This is a genomic window from Streptomyces sp. NBC_01003, assembly GCF_045162695.1.
In the GTDB taxonomy this organism is placed as follows: Bacteria; Actinomycetota; Actinomycetes; order Streptomycetales; family Streptomycetaceae; genus Streptomyces.
In genome coordinates this window covers 6,991,945-7,010,460 of the sequence record NZ_CP108707.1, presented here as the reverse complement: position 1 = coordinate 7,010,460, position 18,516 = coordinate 6,991,945, and the positions used below count along the sequence as shown (strand labels likewise).

Below are 18,516 nucleotides of genomic sequence, written 5' to 3'. Positions count from 1 at the left end.
GTGACCTTACTCAGGCGTACGGCCCAGCAGCGCGGCGACCGGGATCCGCCTGAACGTGATCGTCTCGTACGCGCTGAAGTCTCCCGTCTCGTACAGCAGTCCGACCGTCTCGGTGTCGGCCCGCACCAGGTCGGAGTAGGCCGCCGGCAGGCCGTCCACCGTGTGGGCCACCCGCCATGTCACACCCTCGTCCTCGCTCGCCCGCACGCTCATCAGCGCCCTGAACCCGGGGTCCGCCGGGCCCGCGAACAGCAGCACCTCCCCCAGCCTCAACAGGCTCCCCTCCACCACCGGGCCCACCAGGCCCGCCTGCGGGCGGAATGCCTTGACCAGGCTCTCGCCGCCGTCCTCCGACGTCGCGTCCGCCCTTGTGCCCGGCGCGGGCGAGTCGTTGCGGGCGTTGAAGTACAGCCGCCCGTCCGGCAGTTCGACCGCGGTCGTCTCGTTCACATTCACGTAGCCGTCCGGGTGGTCGTCCACGTAACCGAGCCGCCAGGTCCTGCCCCTGTCGTCGCTCAGCAGGCAGTGGCCGCCGTCGTACTTTCCCTCCGTGCCGGTGTCGCCTCCGGCGGGCGGGAGGGAGTGGTTGGCCGGTACCACCACTCGTCCGCTTTGTGTCTGGAGCGCGTGGCCCGGGCCTGTGGCGTACCAGCGCCAGTTCTTGTTCTTCGCCTGTGCTGTGATCTCCCTGGGTGCCGACCAGGTCAGGCCCTCGTCGTCGCTGTGCTGCACCCAGACTCGGCGTCCGTCCTCGGGCTCGACCTCGCCCCGTCTGATCGCCGTTTCTGTTGCCCCTGCCGCGTTCCTGACGTGGACGATCAGGACCCGTCCCGTGTCCAGGACCACCGGCGCCGGGTTTCCCGCCAGGTCGTCGCCGTTCGCCGCCACCACCTGGAGCGGGTCCCAGGTGCGGCCGCCGTCCGTGGATCTCTTCAGGACCACGTCGATGTTCCCGTAGTCCTCCCTCGATCCCACTCGTCCCTCGCAGAACGCGAGCAGCACGCCGGAGCGTGTCGCGACGGCTGCGGGGATCCGGAAGCTCGCGTATCCCTCGCGTCCCGCGCGGAAGGGAACAGACGTCTCAGTCAGCACCCCCCATCCCTCCCCACCCAGAGGGAATTCCCGGTGAACTCGGCCTGACGAGTGAACTGTTGAGGCAGTATGCGCAGGCATGGACGCCGTACGGGTCGCACTGCTGCGGGAAGTACTCGCCGGAACCGAGTGGCTGGGCGCCGCGCGCCGCTTCGCGGGTGCGCTGCGGACCTCCGTCGTGCCGCATGGGGGCGGACTGCTTCTCGTCGGCACGCCCGAGTACGAGCCGTGGCATCTCGCGGCGCATCTCGTGGACGAGGCCGCCTGGTCCGGGATGCCCGAGCTGTCGCCCACGCTCGTGCGGCACCGGGCGGGGGCCGGGGATCCGGCCCATCTTGCGGTGGGGCTCGGGCGCATCGAGGCGGCCCGGCGGGGCGAGACTCTGCTCGTTGTGGCGCCTGGGGCGCCAGGTGAGGAGTTGCTGGAGCGGGTGCATGACGCTCGGCGGGCGGGGGCCACGGTTCTGGCCATCGACTCGGGTGACCGTGATCTGCACGCCATGGCCCACGAGGCGCTCACGCCCGGGCCGGATCTCGACCTCGATACCGCGCAGCACCTGGTCAGCGCGGCCGCGGGCGAGAATCCCGTCGGCGGCCCGGCCCGGGGGCCTCGTCGGCGCTTCCGTGATCGGCTGTCCCGTCTTGCGGACCATCTGACCTCGCCGCCGCCTGCGGGGTGGTAGGGGTGGGGGTTTGCGCTTGAAAGGGTGGGTGGCGGGTGCTGGTGCGTCGGCGGGTGCCGGCTGTCTTCGGCCGGTGCGATTTCGGGTGCGGGCTCGGTGCGGGCTCGTCAGGTGCGTTGTCGGGTGCGGGGCCGCGGGGGCATGTACGTGCTCGCTGTTCTATGGGTGCACGTCAGCCAGCTAATTACCTGTACGTGGTGCTGGTGGCTCCGCGCGCACATGCCCCCACGTCCCCTCCCGTCTCGTAAGCGACTGACCGCCGGTGGGACTTCGCTGTCTCCGGCCTGTCTCGTAAGCGACTGACCGCCGGTGGGACTTCGCTGTCTCCGGCCTGTCTCATACGCGGCGACCGCCCGGTGGGACTCCCGCTCCCCGTCTCCTACGCGGCGGGTGGCGTCAGGTCTTGTCGTCCTCGTCCTTGGCCGTGGCGTCGTGCCACTTGGGGTCCGTCTCCCATTCGAGGTTTCGTTCACGCGCCGTCTCCATCGCGTGTTCCGCCTCGGTGCGCGACGCGTACGGGCCGAAACGGTCCTTGTTGGGGCAGTCTGGCCCCTCCTCGACCTTCTGGTGCTCCAGGCAGTAGTACCACTCGCCGGGCTTCCCGACGGTCCGCCTCTTGAACAGGGCCATCTTCGGCTCCTCTCGCCATGACCATGGTCCCCCACAGCCGCTCGATACACTCGCTGGCATGTCTGGCCAGTCGCTGCTCGTACCAGGGGAGCTCTCTCCCACTCGTTCCGTACCCGGAAACATCCGGCGTCCCGAGTACGTGGGCAAGCCCGCGCCGACGCCGTACAAGGGGCCGGAGATCCAGACCCCGGAGACGGTCGAGGCCATGCGCCGCGCCGGCCGGATCGCCGCGCAGGCGATGGAGGAGGCCGCCAAGGCCATCGTGCCCGGCGTGACCACGGACGAACTCGACCGCATCGCGCACGAGTACATGGTCGACCACGGCGCGTACCCGTCGACCCTCGGCTACCGCAACTTCCCGAAGTCGCTGTGCACCTCCGTCAACGAGGTCATCTGCCACGGGATCCCCGATTCCACCGTCCTGAAGGACGGCGACATCGTCAACCTGGATGTGACCGCCTACATCGGCGGTGTTCACGGCGACAACAACGCCACCTATCTGGTCGGTGACGTCGACGAGGAGTCCCGGCTTCTTGTCGAGCGGACCCGCGAGTCCCTCAACCGCGCCATCAAGGCCGTCCGGCCCGGGCGTCAGATCAACATCATCGGCCGCGTCATCGAGTCGTACGCCAAGCGCTTCGGTTATGGCGTCGTGCGGGACTTCACCGGGCACGGGATCAACTCGTCGTTCCACTCCGGCCTGATCATTCCGCACTACGACAGCCCGCACGCCACCACCGTCATCCAGCCCGGGATGACCTTCACCATCGAGCCCATGCTCACGCTCGGCACCCATGAGTACGACATGTGGGACGACGGGTGGACCGTTGTGACCAAGGACCGCAAGCGGACCGCTCAGTTCGAGCACACCCTTGTCGTGACCGAAGCCGGTGCGGAGATTCTCACTCTGCCCTGACGTCGTGGATTCGTCCGTAGGCCCGTCCCGTTGGTGGGGCGGGCCTTCTGCGTTGCCTTGGCGGCTGATCGGGGTAGCGTTTTTACCGACAGAGCGTCGGGAACCCGATAAGTTAGGTAAGGCTAAGCTTAGCAATCTGGAGGTCTCGTGGATACGCCGTTCTCCACCCTGATCCGCACCGCCTCTCACGAGCAGCACACAGAGGCCGAGACCACCACGTTCATGAGCGACCTTCTCGGCGGAGCCCTCGGCGTCGACGCCTATGCCCGGTACACCGAGCAACTGTGGTTTGTCTATCGGGCGTTGGAGGGGGCCACGGGGCGACTGGAGGGGTCCGCCGTTGCCGGGCCTTTCATACAGCCGGAGTTGTTTCGGGTTTCTGCCATCGAGCGGGATCTGGCCCATCTGCGGGGGGACGGCTGGCGCGACGGTGTTTCCGCGCTGCCGGCCACTCAGGCCTACGCCTCGCGCGTTGCCGAGTGCGCCCGGGAGTGGCCGGGGGGCTACGTCGCCCATCACTACACCCGGTACCTGGGGGATCTGTCCGGTGGGCAGATCATCCGCGACAAGGCCGAGAAGAACTGGGGCTTCGCCCGCAAGGGTGATGGCGTGCGGTTCTATGTGTTTGAGCAGGTTCCGAACCCTGCTGCTTTCAAGCGTAGTTATCGCGCCCTGCTGGACGTTGTTCGTGTCGATGAGCTGGAGAAGCAGCGCATCGTGGCCGAGTGCAAGCGGGCGTTCGCTCTCAACACCGCCGTCTTCAAGGCGCTTGGCGAGGAATTCAGCAACGCCGCTTGGTCAGGTGAGGCGGACTCTGCCGCCCACCTCGATCAGGCCTTCCGGTTGGGGAGCCGTGAGGATTTGAGAGCCTTTGCCCTGCGTGATGTTCAGGGCTCTGTGCAGTTGTGCCGTGAGCAGCAGTGCCGCCGCTCCCGTCGCCTCGTCCTCGTCGATGCCGTCGTTCCTGCCCGGGAACGCTCGGGCCCTCACCTTTCCTGCCGCCGCGTCCTCCCACGCCCAGGCGTAGATCCACTCGCCCGGCGGGGGGACTTGGAGTTCCTCCACCTCTGACGCCGAGGCGTACTCGCGCAGCGTCCGAGGCGGTGCCCACTCCGGTCGCGCCTCGATCCAGGTGAACTCGCCGTCCAGGCGCGTGCCCACCACGCCTGCGGGCGTGACCAGTTCGGGTACGTCCAGGAGCCAGGCAGTGCCGACGCAGGGGTGTCCGGCGAAGGGGAGGCGCATGGTCGGCGTGTAGATGTCGATGACGCCGCGCTCGGGGTCGTCCACGAACACCGTCTCGCTGAAGCCCAGCTTCGCCGCCAGGGCCTGTCGCCCGTCCTCGTCGGGGACGTCGCTTCCCTCTCGCACGACTCCCAGCTCATTGCCGTGGTCGCCATGAGGGCCGCAGAAGACTCGGAGCACGTCGTAGTCCGTCACCGGGACAGTCAATCATTCGGTGGGGGGTGGCGGGTTTTTGCCTTTTGTTTGCCGTTTTACGGGTCGCCCATGGGTCGCTTGTATCCGGGGCGCGACCGGCGTCATTTTCGTGAGAGCTGAATCACTGGACCCCTGGGTAGCACTGAGGTAAGCCTCGGTTAAGTTAGGTCCGCCTCACTCACAGTGCCTCACCGTCTTGGAGCCCGCATGCGAGCCGTCCGACTCACTGTTGTCACCGCCGCCGCCACCGCGGCGACCCTGGCCGCCGTCACGGGCTGCACCCAGAAGAGCGACGCCAAGTCCGGTGGCGACCACGTCGTCGCGGTCACCGCCACGGACGACAAGTGCGACGTCTCCAAGACCGAGTTCCCGGCCGGCCATGTCGAGCTCTCCATAGAGAACAAGGGCTCCAAGGTCACCGAGGTCTACGTCCTGTTCCCGGACGACCGGATCGTCAGTGAGCGCGAGAACATCGGTCCCGGCACCAAGCAGAAGCTCACCGCCGAGGTGAAGGCCGGCTCGTACGAGATCGCCTGCAAGCCCGGCATGAAGGGCGACGGCATCCGGCAGAAGGTGACCGTCACCGGCGGCAAGGCCGTCAAGCGTGACGCCCGTCTGGACAAAGCCGTCGCCGCCTACCGGACGTACGCGCAGGAGCAGGCCGACGAGACGCTGCCCAAGGTCACGACGTTCACGGACGCCGTGCGCAAGGGCGACCTGAAGGCCGCGCAGGCCGCGTACGCGCCGTCCCGCATCGGCTGGGAGCGCACCGAGCCCGTCGCCGAGTCCTTCGGTGACATCGACCCGAAGGTCGACGTCCGCGCGGACGGCCTGGAGGAGGGGCAGGACCCGAAGACGGACTGGACCGGCTGGCACCGCCTGGAGAAGGCGCTGTGGCAGGACAAGAAGATCGGCTCGCGGGAGAAGGAGCTGGCGACGCAGCTCGACAAGGACCTCAAGGACTGGCAGACCCGCGTCGGCAAGGCGGACATCACGCCGACCTCCATGGCCAACGGCGCCAAGGAGCTCCTCGACGAGGTCGCCACCGGCAAGGTCACGGGCGAGGAGGAGCGCTACTCGCACACCGACCTCGTCGACTTCAAGGCCAACGTCGAGGGTGCCGAGAAGGCGTACGACCTGCTCAAGCCCGTCGCCGCGGAGAACGACGCCGCGCTGACGAAGGAGCTCGACAAGCAGTTCGCCGCCCTGGACACGCTGCTCGACAAGTACCGCAAGGACAAGACCTCCTACGAGTTCACCTCCTACGACAAGGTCGGCAAGGCGGACCGCAAGGAGCTCTCGGACGCGGTGAACGCGCTCGCGGAGCCGCTGTCCAAGCTCGCCGCCGCCGTCGTCGTCAAGTAGCCCTCCGGTTACACAGGTAAGGGGTCAGGGATGACGGACACCACCGCCGATGTCTCGGTCGGATCAGACAACTCCCGCACGCCGTCGCGTCGTTCACTGCTCGCGGTGGGCGGGGCCGGGCTCGCGCTCGGTGCCGCCGCCGCGGGTGGCGCCGTCGCCGTGGCGCGGACCGGCGACGATCCGCAGCCGGTCGCCGACTCGGGCGGCGCCGTGTCGTTCCACGGCGCGCACCAGGCCGGAATCGCCACCGCCGTCCAGGACCGTCTGCACTTCGCGTCGTTCGACGTGAAGACCGACGACCGCGACGAGTTCGTGCAGCTCCTGAAGGACTGGACGAAGGCCGCGTCCAGGATGACCGAGGGGCACGCGGTGGGCGAGGGCGCGTACGGCGGGCTGCCCGAGGCGCCGCCGGACGACACAGGCGAGGCGCTCGGCCTCAAGCCCTCCCGGCTCACCCTCACCATCGGCTTCGGCCCTTCCCTGTTCGAGAAGTTCGGACTTGCGGACCGGCGGCCCGAGGCCCTCGTCGACCTGCCGAAGTTCCCCGGCGACAATCTCGACAAGGCCCGCAGCGACGGCGATCTGTGCATCCAGGCCTGTGCCGACGATCCTCAGATCGCCGTGCACGCCATCCGCAATCTCGCCAGGATCGGCTTCGGCAAGGTCGCCATCCGCTGGTCCCAGCTCGGCTTCGGCAAGACCTCGTCGACGACCCCGGACGCGCAGACCCCGCGCAACCTGATGGGCTTCAAGGACGGCACCCGCAACATCGCCGGCACCGAGACCGCCCGCCTCGATGAGCACGTGTGGGTCGGCGCCAAGGACACGGACACCGACTCGGCCTGGATGACCGGGGGTTCGTACCTCGTCGCCCGGCGCATCCGTATGAACATCGAGACCTGGGACCGTACGTCGCTCCAGGAGCAGGAGGACGTCTTCGGCCGCGACAAGGGCGAGGGCGCCCCGGTCGGCAAGGCCAAGGAGCGCGACGAGCCGTTCCTGAAGGCGATGAAGCCGGACGCGCACGTGCGGCTCGCGCACCCCGACTCCAACGCGGGGGCGACCATCCTGCGCCGCGGCTACTCCTTCACCGACGGCACGGACGGTCTCGGCCGTCTGGAGGCCGGCCTGTTCTTCCTGGCCTACCAGAAGGACGTGCGCAAGGGGTTCATCCGCGTGCAGCGGAACCTGTCGCGCAGTGACGCGCTCAACGAGTACATCCAGCACGTGGGTTCGGCCGTCTTCGCCGTCCCGCCGGGCGTCCGGGACTCGGGCGACTGGTGGGGCCGGGCGCTGTTCTCCAAGGAGGCATGAGGACACGATGTTCGGCAACTATCTGATCGGTCTGCGCGAGGGACTCGAGGCCAGCCTCGTCGTCTGCATCCTCATCGCGTATCTGGTGAAGACGGACCGGCGTGACGCGCTGCGCCCCATCTGGATCGGCATCGCCATCGCCGTCGCCGTGGCGCTCGGCTTCGGTTTCGCGCTGACCTTCGGCTCGCAGGAGCTGACGTTCGAGGCGCAGGAGGCGCTCGGCGGTTCGTTGTCGATCGTCGCCGTGGGCCTGGTGACGTGGATGGTCTTCTGGATGCGGCGCACGGCGCGGCATCTGAAGGCCGAGCTGCACGGCAAGCTGGACGCCGCGCTGCAGATGGGTACGGCTGCGCTGGTGGCGACGGCGTTCCTCGCGGTCGGCCGTGAGGGGCTTGAGACCGCCCTGTTCGTGTGGGCTTCGGTGCGCGCGTCCAACGACGGCACGCACGGGCCGCTCATCGGCGTCCTGCTGGGCCTGTTGACGGCTGTCGTCCTCGGCTGGCTGTTCTACCGGGGCGCCCTGCGGATCAACCTGGCGAAGTTCTTCACGTGGACCGGCGGCATGCTGGTGATCGTGGCGGCGGGCGTCCTCGCGTACGGCGTGCACGACCTTCAGGAGGCGCAGTTCCTGGGCGGTCTGTCCAGCAAGGCGTTCGACATCAGCGAGACGATTCCGCCGGACAGCTGGTACGGCACGCTCCTGAAGGGCGTGTTCAACTTCCAGCCCGATCCGACGGTCCTCCAAGTCGTCGTCTGGCTGCTGTACTTGGTCGTGACGCTCACAGTGTTCTTCGCGCCGTCCGGTTTCCTGTCCAGGAAGCCGAAGCCCGAGGCGCAGACGCCTGCCGAGTCCGCCAAAGCCTGATCCGGACGCTCGCGCCACTCCCCTCCCCGATAGGGTTCGGGCCCGGGAAGGGGAAGGTGAAGAAAACCGATGAGCAAGCTCCTCCGCAGGCCTCGTGGTCTCAGGAAGCCGGTGACGGCGGTGTCCCTCGCGACCGCCGTGGCGCTGACGGCGAGCGGGTGTGTGACGGTGCACGGGGAGCGGGAGGTCCTCCCGGCGGCCACCAAGGCCGAGGCCGCCCGCGCCCTGAAGGATTTCACCGCCGCGTACAACAAGGCCGACAAGGCGTACGACGGGTCCCTCGACGAGGACCATGTGACGGGCGCGCTGGGCGCGATCGACGCGGCCAAGCTGAAGGCCGGGCACGTCAATCACCCCGACGGCAACCCGAACCACTCGGACCTGGAGCTGTCCGACGCCGAGTTCACCATCCCCAAGAAGGCGGGCTGGCCCCGCTGGTTCGTCGCGAACACCACGGCCAACCGGGGCGGCGACTTCCGGTGGATGCTGGTCTTCACCCGCGACGATGTGAACCGGCCGTGGCAGGTGTCGTATCTGACGCTCATGTCGCCCGGTGACGTCCCCGAGTTCAAGAAGGACAAGGACGGCTGGGCGCAGCCCGTGACGGCGGACGCCGCGGGGCTCGCGGTGGCGCCGCAGGACATGAGCCGGAAGTACGCGACGTATCTGAAGGACGGCGGGGACGGTTTCGCGCCGGGCCGGCACACGTCGCAGTGGCGGACCACGCGGGAGAAGAACGCGAGCCGCCCGGGTCTCGCCCGGCAGTACGTCGACGAGCCGATGACATCTGGCGACTACGCGCCGCTGGGTCTGCGGACCGCGGACGGCGGGGCGATGGTGTTCTTCGCCACGCACCACTACGAGAAGCAGACGGCGTCCAAGGGCCTGAGCATCACGGTCGACAACGAGAACGTGAAGGCGCTCATGACGGGCGACGTCAAGCAGTCGCTGACGCTGGAGCGCATCTCGAACCAGGTCGCCGTCGACCCGGCCAAGGGCGGCGACGTCGAGATACTGACGCGGCTCGAAGGACTGACGGGCGCCAAGGGCAGCTGACGCTCTCCGTGAGCTGCATGCCCTCGCGCGTCAGCCGCGTGAGGGCCAGGCTGCCGTGAAGTCCTTTTCCTCGCCCACGTAGCGTGCGCAGGCGTCGGTGAGGGCTTCGAGCAGGGTGAGCGGGTCCGGCAGCGGGTGTTCGAGGCCGCGCAGCCAGTCGACGGTCAGGTCACCGGGGAGCCGGGCGGGCGGCACGGGCACGTACGAGCCGCGGCAGTGCCAGCGCAGGCCGGGGTGCTCGTCCATCGTCTCGGGGTGGCAGTCCAGCTCGCAGGGCCACCACTCGTCCTCGTCCTCGGGGGTGCCGCGGGTCGCGGTGAAGAAGAGCATGCGGTCGCCGCCGGACTCGGCGACGGGGCCCACGTCGATGCCGGCCGCGAGGAGGCGCTCGAGGGCCTCCCGGCCGGCCTCGAGCGGGACGTCGAGGACGTCGTGGACCATGCCGGTCGCGGTGATGAAGTTGGCCTGCGGCTGATGCCGGGCCCAGCGCTCGATCTGGCCGCGGTCCGTCGTGGACTGCGTCTGCCAGGCGAACGAGACGGGGTGCCTGCCGGGCGTGGGACAGCCGATGCGGCTGCACGAACACCGGTAGTCGGTCGGGTACGCGGCGGGTGCGAGCGGCAGTCCCGCGTCCGCGGCGGCCAGGAGAAGGGCCTCGCGGCCGTCGTCCCCCTCGGCCTCCTTGGGGCGCCTGGCGCGCAGCCACTGGGAGATCCTGCCCTGTCCGCCGGACCGGCGGCCGTACTCCGCGCCCATCAATCCCCTCACCTCGCCGTAGTACCGAGAAGCATGTCCCATGGTCGCACCATCCTGCGCCGCGGGTTGCCACAGTCCACATCCGGGGTACCCGGGGCGATGCCGAGCGATACGAGGCGCGGAAGATAATCGGGTGTCATTACCGGCTTTACGGGGATTTGCCCGCCTACCGTGGTCGGCATGGTCACACGGACTGCGCTGACGGGCCTCGGCGGGCTCCTGGTTCTCACCCCGCTGGCCCTCTCCCCCGTCGAGTGGGGCGCCGGTCCCCTGACCGTCGACAGCCTCCCCCGCCTCGTCTACACGGCGCACCGCGGCGGTGCCCTGGAAGTCCCGGAGAACAGCATGTCGGGCCTGACGGCCGCCTTTGAGCGCGGCACCGCGCAGGTACTCGACTTCGACACCCGGATGCTTCGCGACGGCACGATCGTGGTCATGCACGACCCGACCCTGGACCGCACGACGTACACGTCGGGCCCGGTGAACAGGATCGACGCTCGGCAGTGGGCGCGCGTACGGATGCGTCCGAGGGCCTCACTGCCGGGCCACTGGCGCGCGGAGCCGCTGCCGACGGTCGCCGAGGTCCTCGACCGTCTCGGCGGCCGCACCGTGCTGATGCTGGAGGCGAAGGACCCGCGGAGCCTGGACGGGATCGCCGCGATGATCCGGCGCCGGGGCCTCACCCGGTCGGTGTTCGTGAACTCCAACGACCCGGCCGTCGCCCAGCGCGCCCACGACATGGGCCTCACGTCACAGCTGTGGCGCTCGGAGGTCCAGATGCGTACGGACCGCCCGGCGCGCTGGGCCCGGTTCGTCGACCTGCTCGACGTGGACTACAAGGCGCGCGACGCCGATCTCGTGCGGGCCGTGCGGTCCGGGATCCCGCGGGTGTGGGCGCACACGGTGGACTCGCCGCGCCAGCGGGACCGCGTGCTGCGGCTCGGCTGCAACGGCGTGATCTCGGACGCGCCGGGCCTGCTGGCCCGCACCCCGTCGGCCGTGCGGGCGCGGGTCAGCGGGGGCTGAGCCCGTAGAGGGCGTACTCGACGACGGCGTCGGCGTAGGCGTGGTCGAGGGGGCCCGTGCCCTGGAGCCAGCGCTGGGCGAGTGGCGCGGAGAACAGGTCACGGGCGATGTACGGGTCCACGTCGGCGCGGATCTGGCCGGCGTCCTGGGCGGCGCGCAGGCGGCGTACGTACAGCTCCAGCGAGGGCAGCAGGAGGCGGCCGACGAACTCCTCGCCGAAGGCCGGGTTGGCGACGCCCTCGGCGGCGAGGGCGCGGGCCGGGGCGTCGTAGCGGGGGTCGAGCAGCTCGTCGACGGTGGCGCGCAGGACCACCTTGAGGTCGGTCTCGATGTCGCCGGTGTCCGGGATGCCGTCCGCCTCCGCCCAGTCGCCCGCTCCGGCCGCCTCCGCCGCCTGGACGCCGAGGTCGACGAAGGCCTCCATGAGGACTTCCGCCTTGGAGGACCACCAGCGGTAGATCGTCTGCTTGCCGACGCCCGCGCGGGCGGCGATGCCCTCGATGGTCGTCTTGGGATAGCCGATCTCGGCGACGAGAGTGAGGGCGGCGTCGTAGATCGCGCGGCGTGAGCGCTCGCTGCGGCGGTTGGAGTCGGGAGCGGTCTTCTGGGCCATGGCCCGAATGTATCAGCGCGCGAGGCGAGACGTACCGTCTCAATTTCCTTGACAAGACGATCCGTCTCGTCGACAGTGGACGTCGTTGGCGAGACGCACCGTCTCGCTCCGGGCGGTTCAACTCCCGCCCGGGACAGTGCCGTTCGAAGATCGAAGGGAGACCACGATGAGCCGAGGTGGATCCGGGAACATGCTGGGCGTCGGCGGCACCCGCAGCAACCTCTCCCGCAAGTCCCTGCGCGGCGGGGGCCGCGGCGGCCGGGTCGGCGGCGGGCTCGACCCGCAAGCACAGAAGCGGGAGTTGCTGCGCAGGCTGCGGGAGGAACGCGTCGCCCGCGAGGAGTCGTGACGGCGCGCACGGGGGGGGTGCCTCTATGTCTTTCGTCAAGCGAGGCGTGGGGTTCTTGGTTCGTAGAAGGTGCCGTCGCGGAGCATCGCGAAGAGCACGTTGATGCGTTGTCGGGCGAGGCGGAGGAGGGCTTGGGTGTGGGTCTTTCCTCTGGCTCGGCATTTGTCGTAGTAGGTGCGGGAGGCGGGGTCGTGCAGGGCGGCGAACGCGGACAGGAACATCGCGCGTTTGAGCTGACGGTTGCCGCCGCGGGGTGCGTGTTCGCCGTGGATCGAGGTCCCGGACGACTTGGTGGTCGGGGCGAGTCCGGCGTAGGAGGCGAGGTGGGCGGCGGTGGGGAAGCTGGTGCCGTCGCCGATGGTGACCAGCAGTGTGGCGGCGGTCCTGACCGCAATCCCCGGCATCGAGGTCAGGACCGCGGAAAGAGGGTGTGCCTCCAGCAGGGCGCTGATCTGGGCTTCTGCCGCGCGGCGTTGTTCGTGGACGGCGCCGAGCGAGCGGGCCAGGGACGGGATGACGATGTCGAGGGTGCCCGTGCCGGGAACGACGACGGTCTGCTCGTTGATCGCGTCGAAGACGTCGTCGATCAGGCGCGTGGCCATGCGGGGCGCCTTGGGCCGGATGACCTCAACGAGCCTGCGGCGTCCGGCCTTTCGCAGTGCGGCCGGGGATCCGTAGCGTTCGAGCAGCCAGGTGACGGCCTGGTGGTCCAGGCGCGGCCCGAGCACGCGTTCCAGGCTGGGGTGGAACTGGGTGAGCAGGCCGCGGATCCGGTTGCTGGTGCGGGTGGCTTCGGCCGCGAGGTCTTGGTCGAAGCCGACAAGGACGGTGAGCTCGGCGGTGATCTCGTCGGTGAGTTCGAGCGAGCGCAGGGTGTGGGGCATGGTGCGGGCGGCGTCCGCGATCACGGCCGCGTCGCGGGCGTCGGTCTTGGCCTCGCCGGGGTAGAGGTCGGCGATCCGCCGCATCGACAGGCCGGGCAGATAGGCAACCTTGCAGCCGGTGTCCCGGGCGACCGTCAGGGGCAGGGCGCCGATCGAGGCGGGCTGGTCCACGATGACCAGGACGGTGCCGAACTTTTCGCGGAGCTTGTCGAAGACCTGCCGCAACTTCGGTTCGGTGTTGGGAAGTTGCTTGTCGAAGACCTTCTTGCCGGCAGGGGTGAGTCCATTGCCGTGGTGGGCGCTCTTGCCGACGTCCAGGCCGAGGAAGACGCCTATCTCGTCGCTGTCGTTCACGCCGTCCTCCCGAACGGGTTGGTGCGGTGCTGGCCGGGGCGTTGGCGTCGTGCGCGCATCCACGTTATGCAGACCTGCCGCCCACCAGGTGCCGGGCATTGCGCTCGGCGGGGCGGTAGTCGGACCTCTCATCAGCGTCTCCAACGGCGCCTCTCGGGCCCGGTAGCACCACCCCCCAGGTCATGCCCTCGACAGGGGGGAACAGCCATGCCGGGCCCGGAGGCCAGCGGCCCTCTTGCAGGACCGCGGAAAACATAACGGGGGTCGTGACGGCGCGCGAGGGGTCGTGACGGCGCGCGCCGGGGCCGGCAGCGTCAAGTGCTGCAGGTCGGAGCTTCGCAGCCAGGAGCTCGGGCCTGATCTTGTCTGCCGGGTGCGGGGTGTCTGTGGTTGCCCGCGCAGTTCCCCGCGCCCCTGGGGAGCGTGGGCGCGTCAGGGGCGCGGGACACTGCGCGAACAGCCCACGACCACCCGCCGCCCACCCCGAACACCAAGCGGCACCCCTACGGGGCCGGAGGCCAGGCGTCGCCCCAGTCGGCGTCGCGGGCCGCCCGGTACAGCGGCCCGTGCCGCTTCGTCACCGTTTCGCGGCCCAGCGCGCCCTCCGCCTCGCACAGGTCCAGGAGTACCTGGCCCTTGCGGATCTGGGGGCGGCGGGTGATCCGGGCCGCGGGGCGCTCGGGGGCGAAACGGGTCGCGGCCACATAGCTGAACTTCTCGTCCTCGTACGCGAGCGATCCGCCCTTGACCTGGCGGTGCAGCGACGACCGGCTGACCCGGGCCGAGAAGTGGCACCAGTCGCTGCCGGGCTCGATGGGGCAGGCCGCGCTGTGGGGGCAGGGCGCGGCGACGTGGAATCCGGCGTCGATCAAGCGCCGGCGCGCCTCGATGATCCGCTCGTAGCCGTCGGGGGTGCCGGGCTCGACGACGACCACGGCCCCGTCGGGGCTCGCGGCGGCGGCCGCGGCGTCGACCACGGAGCGGCGGTCGTCCGCGGTCAGTTCCTTGAGGACGTACGAGACCGTCACGAGATCGGTGCTCTCGATGGTGAGCGCCGCTCCGATACGGGAGCGCTGCCACCGCGCGGACGTCAACCGGTCGCAGGAACCGGCCAGTTCACGTCCGAGGGCGAGCGCGGGCTCGGCCCAGTCGAGGACGGTGACCGGGCGCTCACCGGCCCAGGTGTCGGCGACGGCCCAGACCGCGGCGCCCGTCCCGCCGCCCACGTCGACCTGGCTCCCGGGCGCCCAGCCCTCGGGCGCCGCGTCGGCGAGCGCGCCGAGCGCCGAGCGGACCGCCTCGAAGGTGGCCGGCATCCGGTACGCGGCGTAGGCGGCGACGTCGGCGCGGTCCCGCAGGATCGGCGCGTCCGTCGGGGTGCTCCCCCGGTAGCTCGCGATCAGCCGTTCGACGGCGCGCGCCGCCTGCGTGGGCGGCAGCCCGTCGAGCAGCCCCGCGAGGGCCGCGCGCAGGGTGTCGGCCGGGGAGGCGGGCGAGTAGGGGGTCAGGGGGGCGTTCACCCCGTGATTCTACGGTCGCGGCGGGGGCCGCCTACGCGCCCACGGCCCGCGCGAGACGCGTCGCCGCCGAGGCGCGCGGCCCGTTCTGCGGGGGCCTGCGGCGCGGGTGGACCGTGTTCGCGAGAAGGATCAGGAACGTGTCCGTGGCGCGGTCGAGGACGAGCGACGTACCGGTGAAGCCGCAGTGTCCGGCCGCGCCGCGTCCCGCGAGTTCGCCCATGAACCAGGGCTGGTCGACCTGGAAGCCGAGGCCGGGCGCCGTCAGCATCAGCTCGACGTAGTCGGGGCCGAGGATGCGGGCGGTGCCGTACGAGCCGCCGTTGAGCAGCGTGCGGCACAGGACCGCGAGGTCGTACGCCGTGGAGAAGAGGCCCGCGTGACCGGCGACGCCGCCCAGCGCCCAGGCGTTCTCGTCGTGGACGATGCCGCGCAGGAGGCCCCGGTCGGCCTTGGCCCAGGGGCGGCGCTGGTCCTCGGTGGCGGCGGCCCCGAGGTGCGGGCCGAAGCCCGTCGCCGTCATACCGAGGGGCCGGGTGATGCCGTCGCGCACGAGAACGTCGAGGGGGCGCTGCGCGATGCGCTCCAGGACCTGCTGGAGCAGCAGCATGTTGAGGTCGGAGTAGAGGTAGGCGCCGGGCGGGGACGACGGGGCCTCGGTGCGCAGGGCCGTCAGGCGCGCCGCGTCGTCCGGGCAGTCGTAGAGCGGGAGTTCGGGGCGCAGGCCCGAGGTGTGGGTGAGGAGCTGGCGGATCGTGACGTCGTGCTCGGCGGCGGCGGTGAACTCGGGGACGTAGGCGCCCACCCGCGCGTCGATGCCGAGGGTGCCGCGCTCCAGCTGCTGCACGGCGGCGACGGTGGTGAAGAGCTTGGTGAGGGAGGCGAGGTCGAAGGCCGTGTCGGGGCGCATGGGGACGCGCGACGCGGGCGGGAGCTCGACGCCCCGGTCGGCCGTCTCGTCGTAGGCGAGGTACCGCGACGCCCAGCCCGCCGCCTCGTGCGCGGCGACGACCGGGCCGCGGCCCGCGAGGACGACGGCGCCCGCGCACCAGGGACGCGCCCCGCGGGGCAGTTCGCGCACGTCCTGGACGAGGCGGCGCAGCCCGTCGGGGTCGAGCCCGGCGCGTTCGGGGGTGCCGGGGCGCAGTCTTGGGGTACTCAGTGCTCCGCCTCCCGCGTCGGCCCGGTCCCGTGCTGCCAGGGGCGGCACAGTCCCAAGAAGCATGCGACGGCCGCCAGGGCGCAGGCCAGCTGGACGACGGCCATCGGGACGGCGGTGCCCTCGCCCGCGATGCCCACGAGCGGTGAGGCGATGGCGCCGACCAGGAAGGAGGAGGTGCCGAGGAGCGCGGAGGCGGAGCCCGCGGCGTGCGGGGTGCGCATCAGGGCGAGGGCGTTGGTGTTGGGCATGGCGAGGCCCATCGCGGACATGAGGACGAACAGTCCCGCCGCGATCGGTACGAGTCCCACGTCGCCGAAGACGCCGGTCGCCATGAGCAGGAGCGCGGCGGAGGCGAGCACGATGACGCAGAGGCCGACGGCGAGCGCCTTGTCGAGGCTGACGCGGCCGACGAGGAGTTTGCCGTTGATCTGGCCCACGGCGATCAGGCCGACGGAGTTGATGCCGAACAGGAGGCTGAAGGTCTGGGGCGAGGCGCCGTAGATCTCCTGGACCACGAACGGCGATGCGCTGATGTAGGCGAAGAGGGCGGCGAAGGCGAAGCCGCCCGCGATCATGTAGCCGGTGAAGACCCGGTCGGCGAGGAGGCCGCGCATGGTGCGCAGCGCCTCGGCCGTGCCCCCGCTGTGCCGCCGTTCGGGGGCGAGCGTCTCGGGCAGGCCCTTCCAGACGAGGGCGGTCAGCGCGATGCCGACGGCGGTGAGGACGACGAAGATGCCGCGCCAGTCCGTGATCCGCAGGACCTGGCCGCCGATGAGGGGCGCGGCGATCGGGGCGACGCCGGAGATCAGCATGAGGGTGGAGAAGAAGCGCGCCATCTCGACGCCGTCGTACAGGTCGCGCACGACCGCCCGGGCGATCACGATGCCGGCGGCCCCGGCGAGGCCCTGCACCAGGCGGAAGCCGATGAGGAGCGGGGCCGTGGGGGCGAGGGCGCAGATCGCGGTGGCGGCGATGTAGAGAAGGAGGCCGATGAGGAGGGGCCGCCTGCGGCCCCACTTGTCGCTCATCGGGCCGACCGCGAGCTGCCCGAGCGCCATGCCGGTGAGGCAGGCGGTGAGGGTGAGCTGGGCGGTGGCGGCCGAGGTGTGCAGCGCGCCGGTGACCTCCGGGAGCGCCGGGAGGTACATGTCCATGGACAGCGGCGGTACGGCGGTGAGTCCGCCGAGTACGAGGGTGACCAGGAAACCGGTGCGGCGGCGGGCTGTGAGCGTAGGCCCCGCGACGGGTGGTGCCTCGGGTATGCGCTCCGCTTCGCGCACGGACGCGTGCTGGCGGCCCTGGTCCGGCATGCGGTTCCCCTCCCGGTCGTTCATTCGATTACCTATGCTCTCAGCTCAGGTGCATTGGTTGAGACCACATTTCGTGACGTGCCGGCAAGGGCAGCGGCCGGAACCTGGCAGGGGGCCTTCAGTGGTGGAACGTGAGCGTGTGCGGTGGGGCGTCCTGGCGACCGGGGGCATCGCCGCGTCCTTCACGGCGAACCTTCTCGACATGCCGGACGCGGAGGTCGTCGCCGTGGCGTCCCGCTCCGACGCCTCGGCGAAGGCGTTCGCCGAGCGGTTCGGGATCCCGCGGGCGTACGGGGACTGGTCCTCGCTCGCCGAGGACGAGGACGTGGATGTCGTGTACGTCGCGACCCCGCACTCGGCGCACCGCGCGGCCGCCGGGCTGTGCCTGGAGGCGGGACGGGCGGTCCTGTGCGAGAAGGCGTTCACGCTGAACTCGCGCGAGGCGGAGGAGCTGGTGACGCTCGCCCGCAGCCGCGGCCTCTTCCTGATGGAGGCCATGTGGATGTACTGCCATCCGCTGATCAGGAAGCTGAAGGCGCTGGTCGACGACGGTGCGGTCGGTGAAGTCCGGACGGTGCAGGCCGACTTCGGGCTGGCTGGGCCCTTCCCTCCCGCGCACCGGCTGCGCGATCCGGCGCAGGGCGGGGGCGCGCTGCTCGATCTCGGCGTGTACCCGGTGTCCTTCGCTCACCTGATCCTCGGTGAGCCGTCGGAGGTCACTGCGAGAGCGGTGCTCTCGGACGAGGGCGTTGATCTCCGTACGGGGATGCTGCTCTCGTGGGAGAGCGGTGCTCACGCGCTGCTCAACTGCTCGATCGACGCGGGTACTCCGGTCACCGCGTCGATTACCGGCTCCCAGGGCCGTATCGACATTCCGCACGGCTTCTTCTACCCGGACCGGTTCGTGCTGCACCGCGACGGGCGGGAGCCGCAGGAGTTCACGGCGGAGGCGGGGGACGGACCTCGCGACAGCCTCCGGCATGAGGCGGGTGAGGTGATGCACCGGCTGCGGGCCGGGGATACGGAGTCGCCGCTCGTGCCGCTTGCGGGTTCCTTGGCGGTGATGCGCACGCTGGACTCCGTCAGGGAGCGGGTCGGCGTGCGGTACCCCGGGGAACGGTGACGGAGTCCCGTCCGCCCTCTGCGGCCTCGTCGCCGGGTGCGGCCCGGTGGTCCGTCCGTGCG

General features: G+C 70.5%; 18 protein-coding genes and 1 pseudogene. 10 read left to right on the top strand and 9 right to left on the bottom strand.

Features of this window, described 5'->3' with window-relative positions; all coding sequences use genetic code 11:
* Nucleotides 1–6: 6 nt before the first annotated feature.
* The gene (locus tag OG698_RS31960) at nt 7–1,089 is read right to left on the bottom strand and encodes an exo-alpha-sialidase (protein WP_406111415.1); all 1,083 of its coding nucleotides are present in this window, start codon (nt 1,087–1,089) and stop codon (nt 7–9) included.
* Nucleotides 1,090–1,171: 82 nt separating this feature from the next.
* On the opposite strand from OG698_RS31960, the gene OG698_RS31955 reads away from it, so the two are divergent.
* On the top strand, nt 1,172–1,774 hold the full coding sequence (locus OG698_RS31955) for a hypothetical protein (protein WP_406107128.1): 603 nt from the start codon (nt 1,172–1,174) through the stop codon (nt 1,772–1,774).
* Nucleotides 1,775–2,170: 396 nt separating this feature from the next.
* On the opposite strand, the gene OG698_RS31950 is transcribed toward OG698_RS31955, so the two are convergent.
* Complete coding sequence (locus tag OG698_RS31950; protein ID WP_100592054.1) at nt 2,171–2,404, bottom strand: hypothetical protein; 234 nt, start codon at nt 2,402–2,404, stop codon at nt 2,171–2,173.
* 58 nt (nt 2,405–2,462) lie between these two features.
* Between OG698_RS31950 and map the strand changes: the two genes are divergently transcribed.
* Both map and OG698_RS31940 read left to right on the top strand, forming a co-directional pair.
* Nucleotides 2,463–3,320, top strand: coding sequence for a type I methionyl aminopeptidase (gene map, locus OG698_RS31945; RefSeq protein ID WP_406107127.1), 858 nt, complete (start codon nt 2,463–2,465; stop codon nt 3,318–3,320).
* 147 nt (nt 3,321–3,467) lie between these two features.
* Nucleotides 3,468–4,115, top strand: a pseudogene (locus OG698_RS31940) (heme oxygenase (biliverdin-producing)); the annotation flags it as partial.
* Between the two features lie 3 nt (nt 4,116–4,118).
* Here OG698_RS31940 and OG698_RS31935 read toward each other — a convergent pair.
* Nucleotides 4,119–4,760: a PhzF family phenazine biosynthesis protein gene (locus OG698_RS31935; protein ID WP_406107125.1), complete on the bottom strand. Its 642-nt coding sequence runs from the start codon at nt 4,758–4,760 to the stop codon at nt 4,119–4,121.
* A 207-nt stretch (nt 4,761–4,967) separates the two neighbouring features.
* On the opposite strand from OG698_RS31935, the gene efeO reads away from it, so the two are divergent.
* The 4 genes from efeO (at nt 4,968) to OG698_RS31915 (ending at nt 9,360) form a co-directional block, all read left to right on the top strand.
* Entirely contained in the window at nt 4,968–6,125 is a 1,158-nt protein-coding gene (efeO, locus tag OG698_RS31930) for an iron uptake system protein EfeO (RefSeq protein ID WP_406107124.1), read from the top strand.
* Nucleotides 6,126–6,155: 30 nt separating this feature from the next.
* The gene (gene efeB, locus OG698_RS31925; RefSeq protein ID WP_406107122.1) at nt 6,156–7,439 is read left to right on the top strand and encodes an iron uptake transporter deferrochelatase/peroxidase subunit; all 1,284 of its coding nucleotides are present in this window, start codon (nt 6,156–6,158) and stop codon (nt 7,437–7,439) included.
* 7 nt (nt 7,440–7,446) lie between these two features.
* Nucleotides 7,447–8,304: an iron uptake transporter permease EfeU gene (gene efeU / locus OG698_RS31920; protein ID WP_406107121.1), complete on the top strand. Its 858-nt coding sequence runs from the start codon at nt 7,447–7,449 to the stop codon at nt 8,302–8,304.
* Nucleotides 8,305–8,373: 69 nt separating this feature from the next.
* Nucleotides 8,374–9,360 carry a hypothetical protein gene (locus tag OG698_RS31915; RefSeq protein WP_406107120.1) on the top strand — a complete coding sequence of 329 codons (987 nt, stop codon included), beginning with the start codon at nt 8,374–8,376 and terminating at the stop codon, nt 9,358–9,360.
* A 30-nt stretch (nt 9,361–9,390) separates the two neighbouring features.
* Here OG698_RS31915 and OG698_RS31910 read toward each other — a convergent pair whose 3' ends face one another.
* Nucleotides 9,391–10,116: a bifunctional DNA primase/polymerase gene (locus OG698_RS31910; protein WP_406111413.1), complete on the bottom strand. Its 726-nt coding sequence runs from the start codon at nt 10,114–10,116 to the stop codon at nt 9,391–9,393.
* Between the two features lie 180 nt (nt 10,117–10,296).
* Here OG698_RS31910 and OG698_RS31905 point away from each other — a divergent pair, with 180 nt between their 5' ends.
* On the top strand, nt 10,297–11,142 hold the full coding sequence (locus tag OG698_RS31905) for a glycerophosphodiester phosphodiesterase (protein ID WP_406107119.1): 846 nt from the start codon (nt 10,297–10,299) through the stop codon (nt 11,140–11,142).
* On the opposite strand, the gene OG698_RS31900 is transcribed toward OG698_RS31905, so the two are convergent.
* Nucleotides 11,129–11,755, bottom strand: coding sequence for a TetR/AcrR family transcriptional regulator (locus OG698_RS31900; RefSeq protein WP_406107118.1), 627 nt, complete (start codon nt 11,753–11,755; stop codon nt 11,129–11,131). The genes OG698_RS31905 and OG698_RS31900 overlap by 14 nt on opposite strands.
* A 166-nt stretch (nt 11,756–11,921) precedes the next feature.
* On the opposite strand from OG698_RS31900, the gene OG698_RS31895 reads away from it, so the two are divergent.
* On the top strand, nt 11,922–12,104 hold the full coding sequence (locus OG698_RS31895; RefSeq protein WP_399968634.1) for a DUF6243 family protein: 183 nt from the start codon (nt 11,922–11,924) through the stop codon (nt 12,102–12,104).
* A 35-nt stretch (nt 12,105–12,139) separates the two neighbouring features.
* Here the strand turns inward: OG698_RS31895 and OG698_RS31890 are convergent, their stop codons facing one another.
* From OG698_RS31890 to OG698_RS31875, 4 genes are all read right to left on the bottom strand, one after another.
* The gene (locus OG698_RS31890) at nt 12,140–13,342 is read right to left on the bottom strand and encodes an IS110 family transposase (RefSeq protein WP_406103479.1); all 1,203 of its coding nucleotides are present in this window, start codon (nt 13,340–13,342) and stop codon (nt 12,140–12,142) included.
* Nucleotides 13,343–13,845: 503 nt separating this feature from the next.
* Nucleotides 13,846–14,862, bottom strand: a complete 1,017-nt coding sequence (locus OG698_RS31885; protein WP_406107117.1) for a small ribosomal subunit Rsm22 family protein — start codon at nt 14,860–14,862, stop codon at nt 13,846–13,848.
* A gap of 31 nt (nt 14,863–14,893) precedes the next feature.
* A complete protein-coding gene (locus OG698_RS31880; RefSeq protein WP_406107115.1) occupies nt 14,894–16,084 on the bottom strand; it encodes a serine hydrolase domain-containing protein in 1,191 nt (396 codons plus the stop codon).
* Nucleotides 16,018–17,331 (bottom strand): multidrug effflux MFS transporter, encoded by a 1,314-nt coding sequence (locus OG698_RS31875; RefSeq protein ID WP_406111411.1) that lies wholly within the window; start codon nt 17,329–17,331, stop codon nt 16,018–16,020. The genes OG698_RS31880 and OG698_RS31875 overlap by 67 nt, the downstream gene beginning before the upstream one ends.
* Before the next feature lie 124 nt (nt 17,332–17,455).
* On the opposite strand from OG698_RS31875, the gene OG698_RS31870 reads away from it, so the two are divergent.
* A complete protein-coding gene (locus OG698_RS31870) occupies nt 17,456–18,454 on the top strand; it encodes a Gfo/Idh/MocA family protein (RefSeq protein ID WP_406107113.1) in 999 nt (332 codons plus the stop codon).
* Nucleotides 18,455–18,516: the final 62 nt, after the last annotated feature.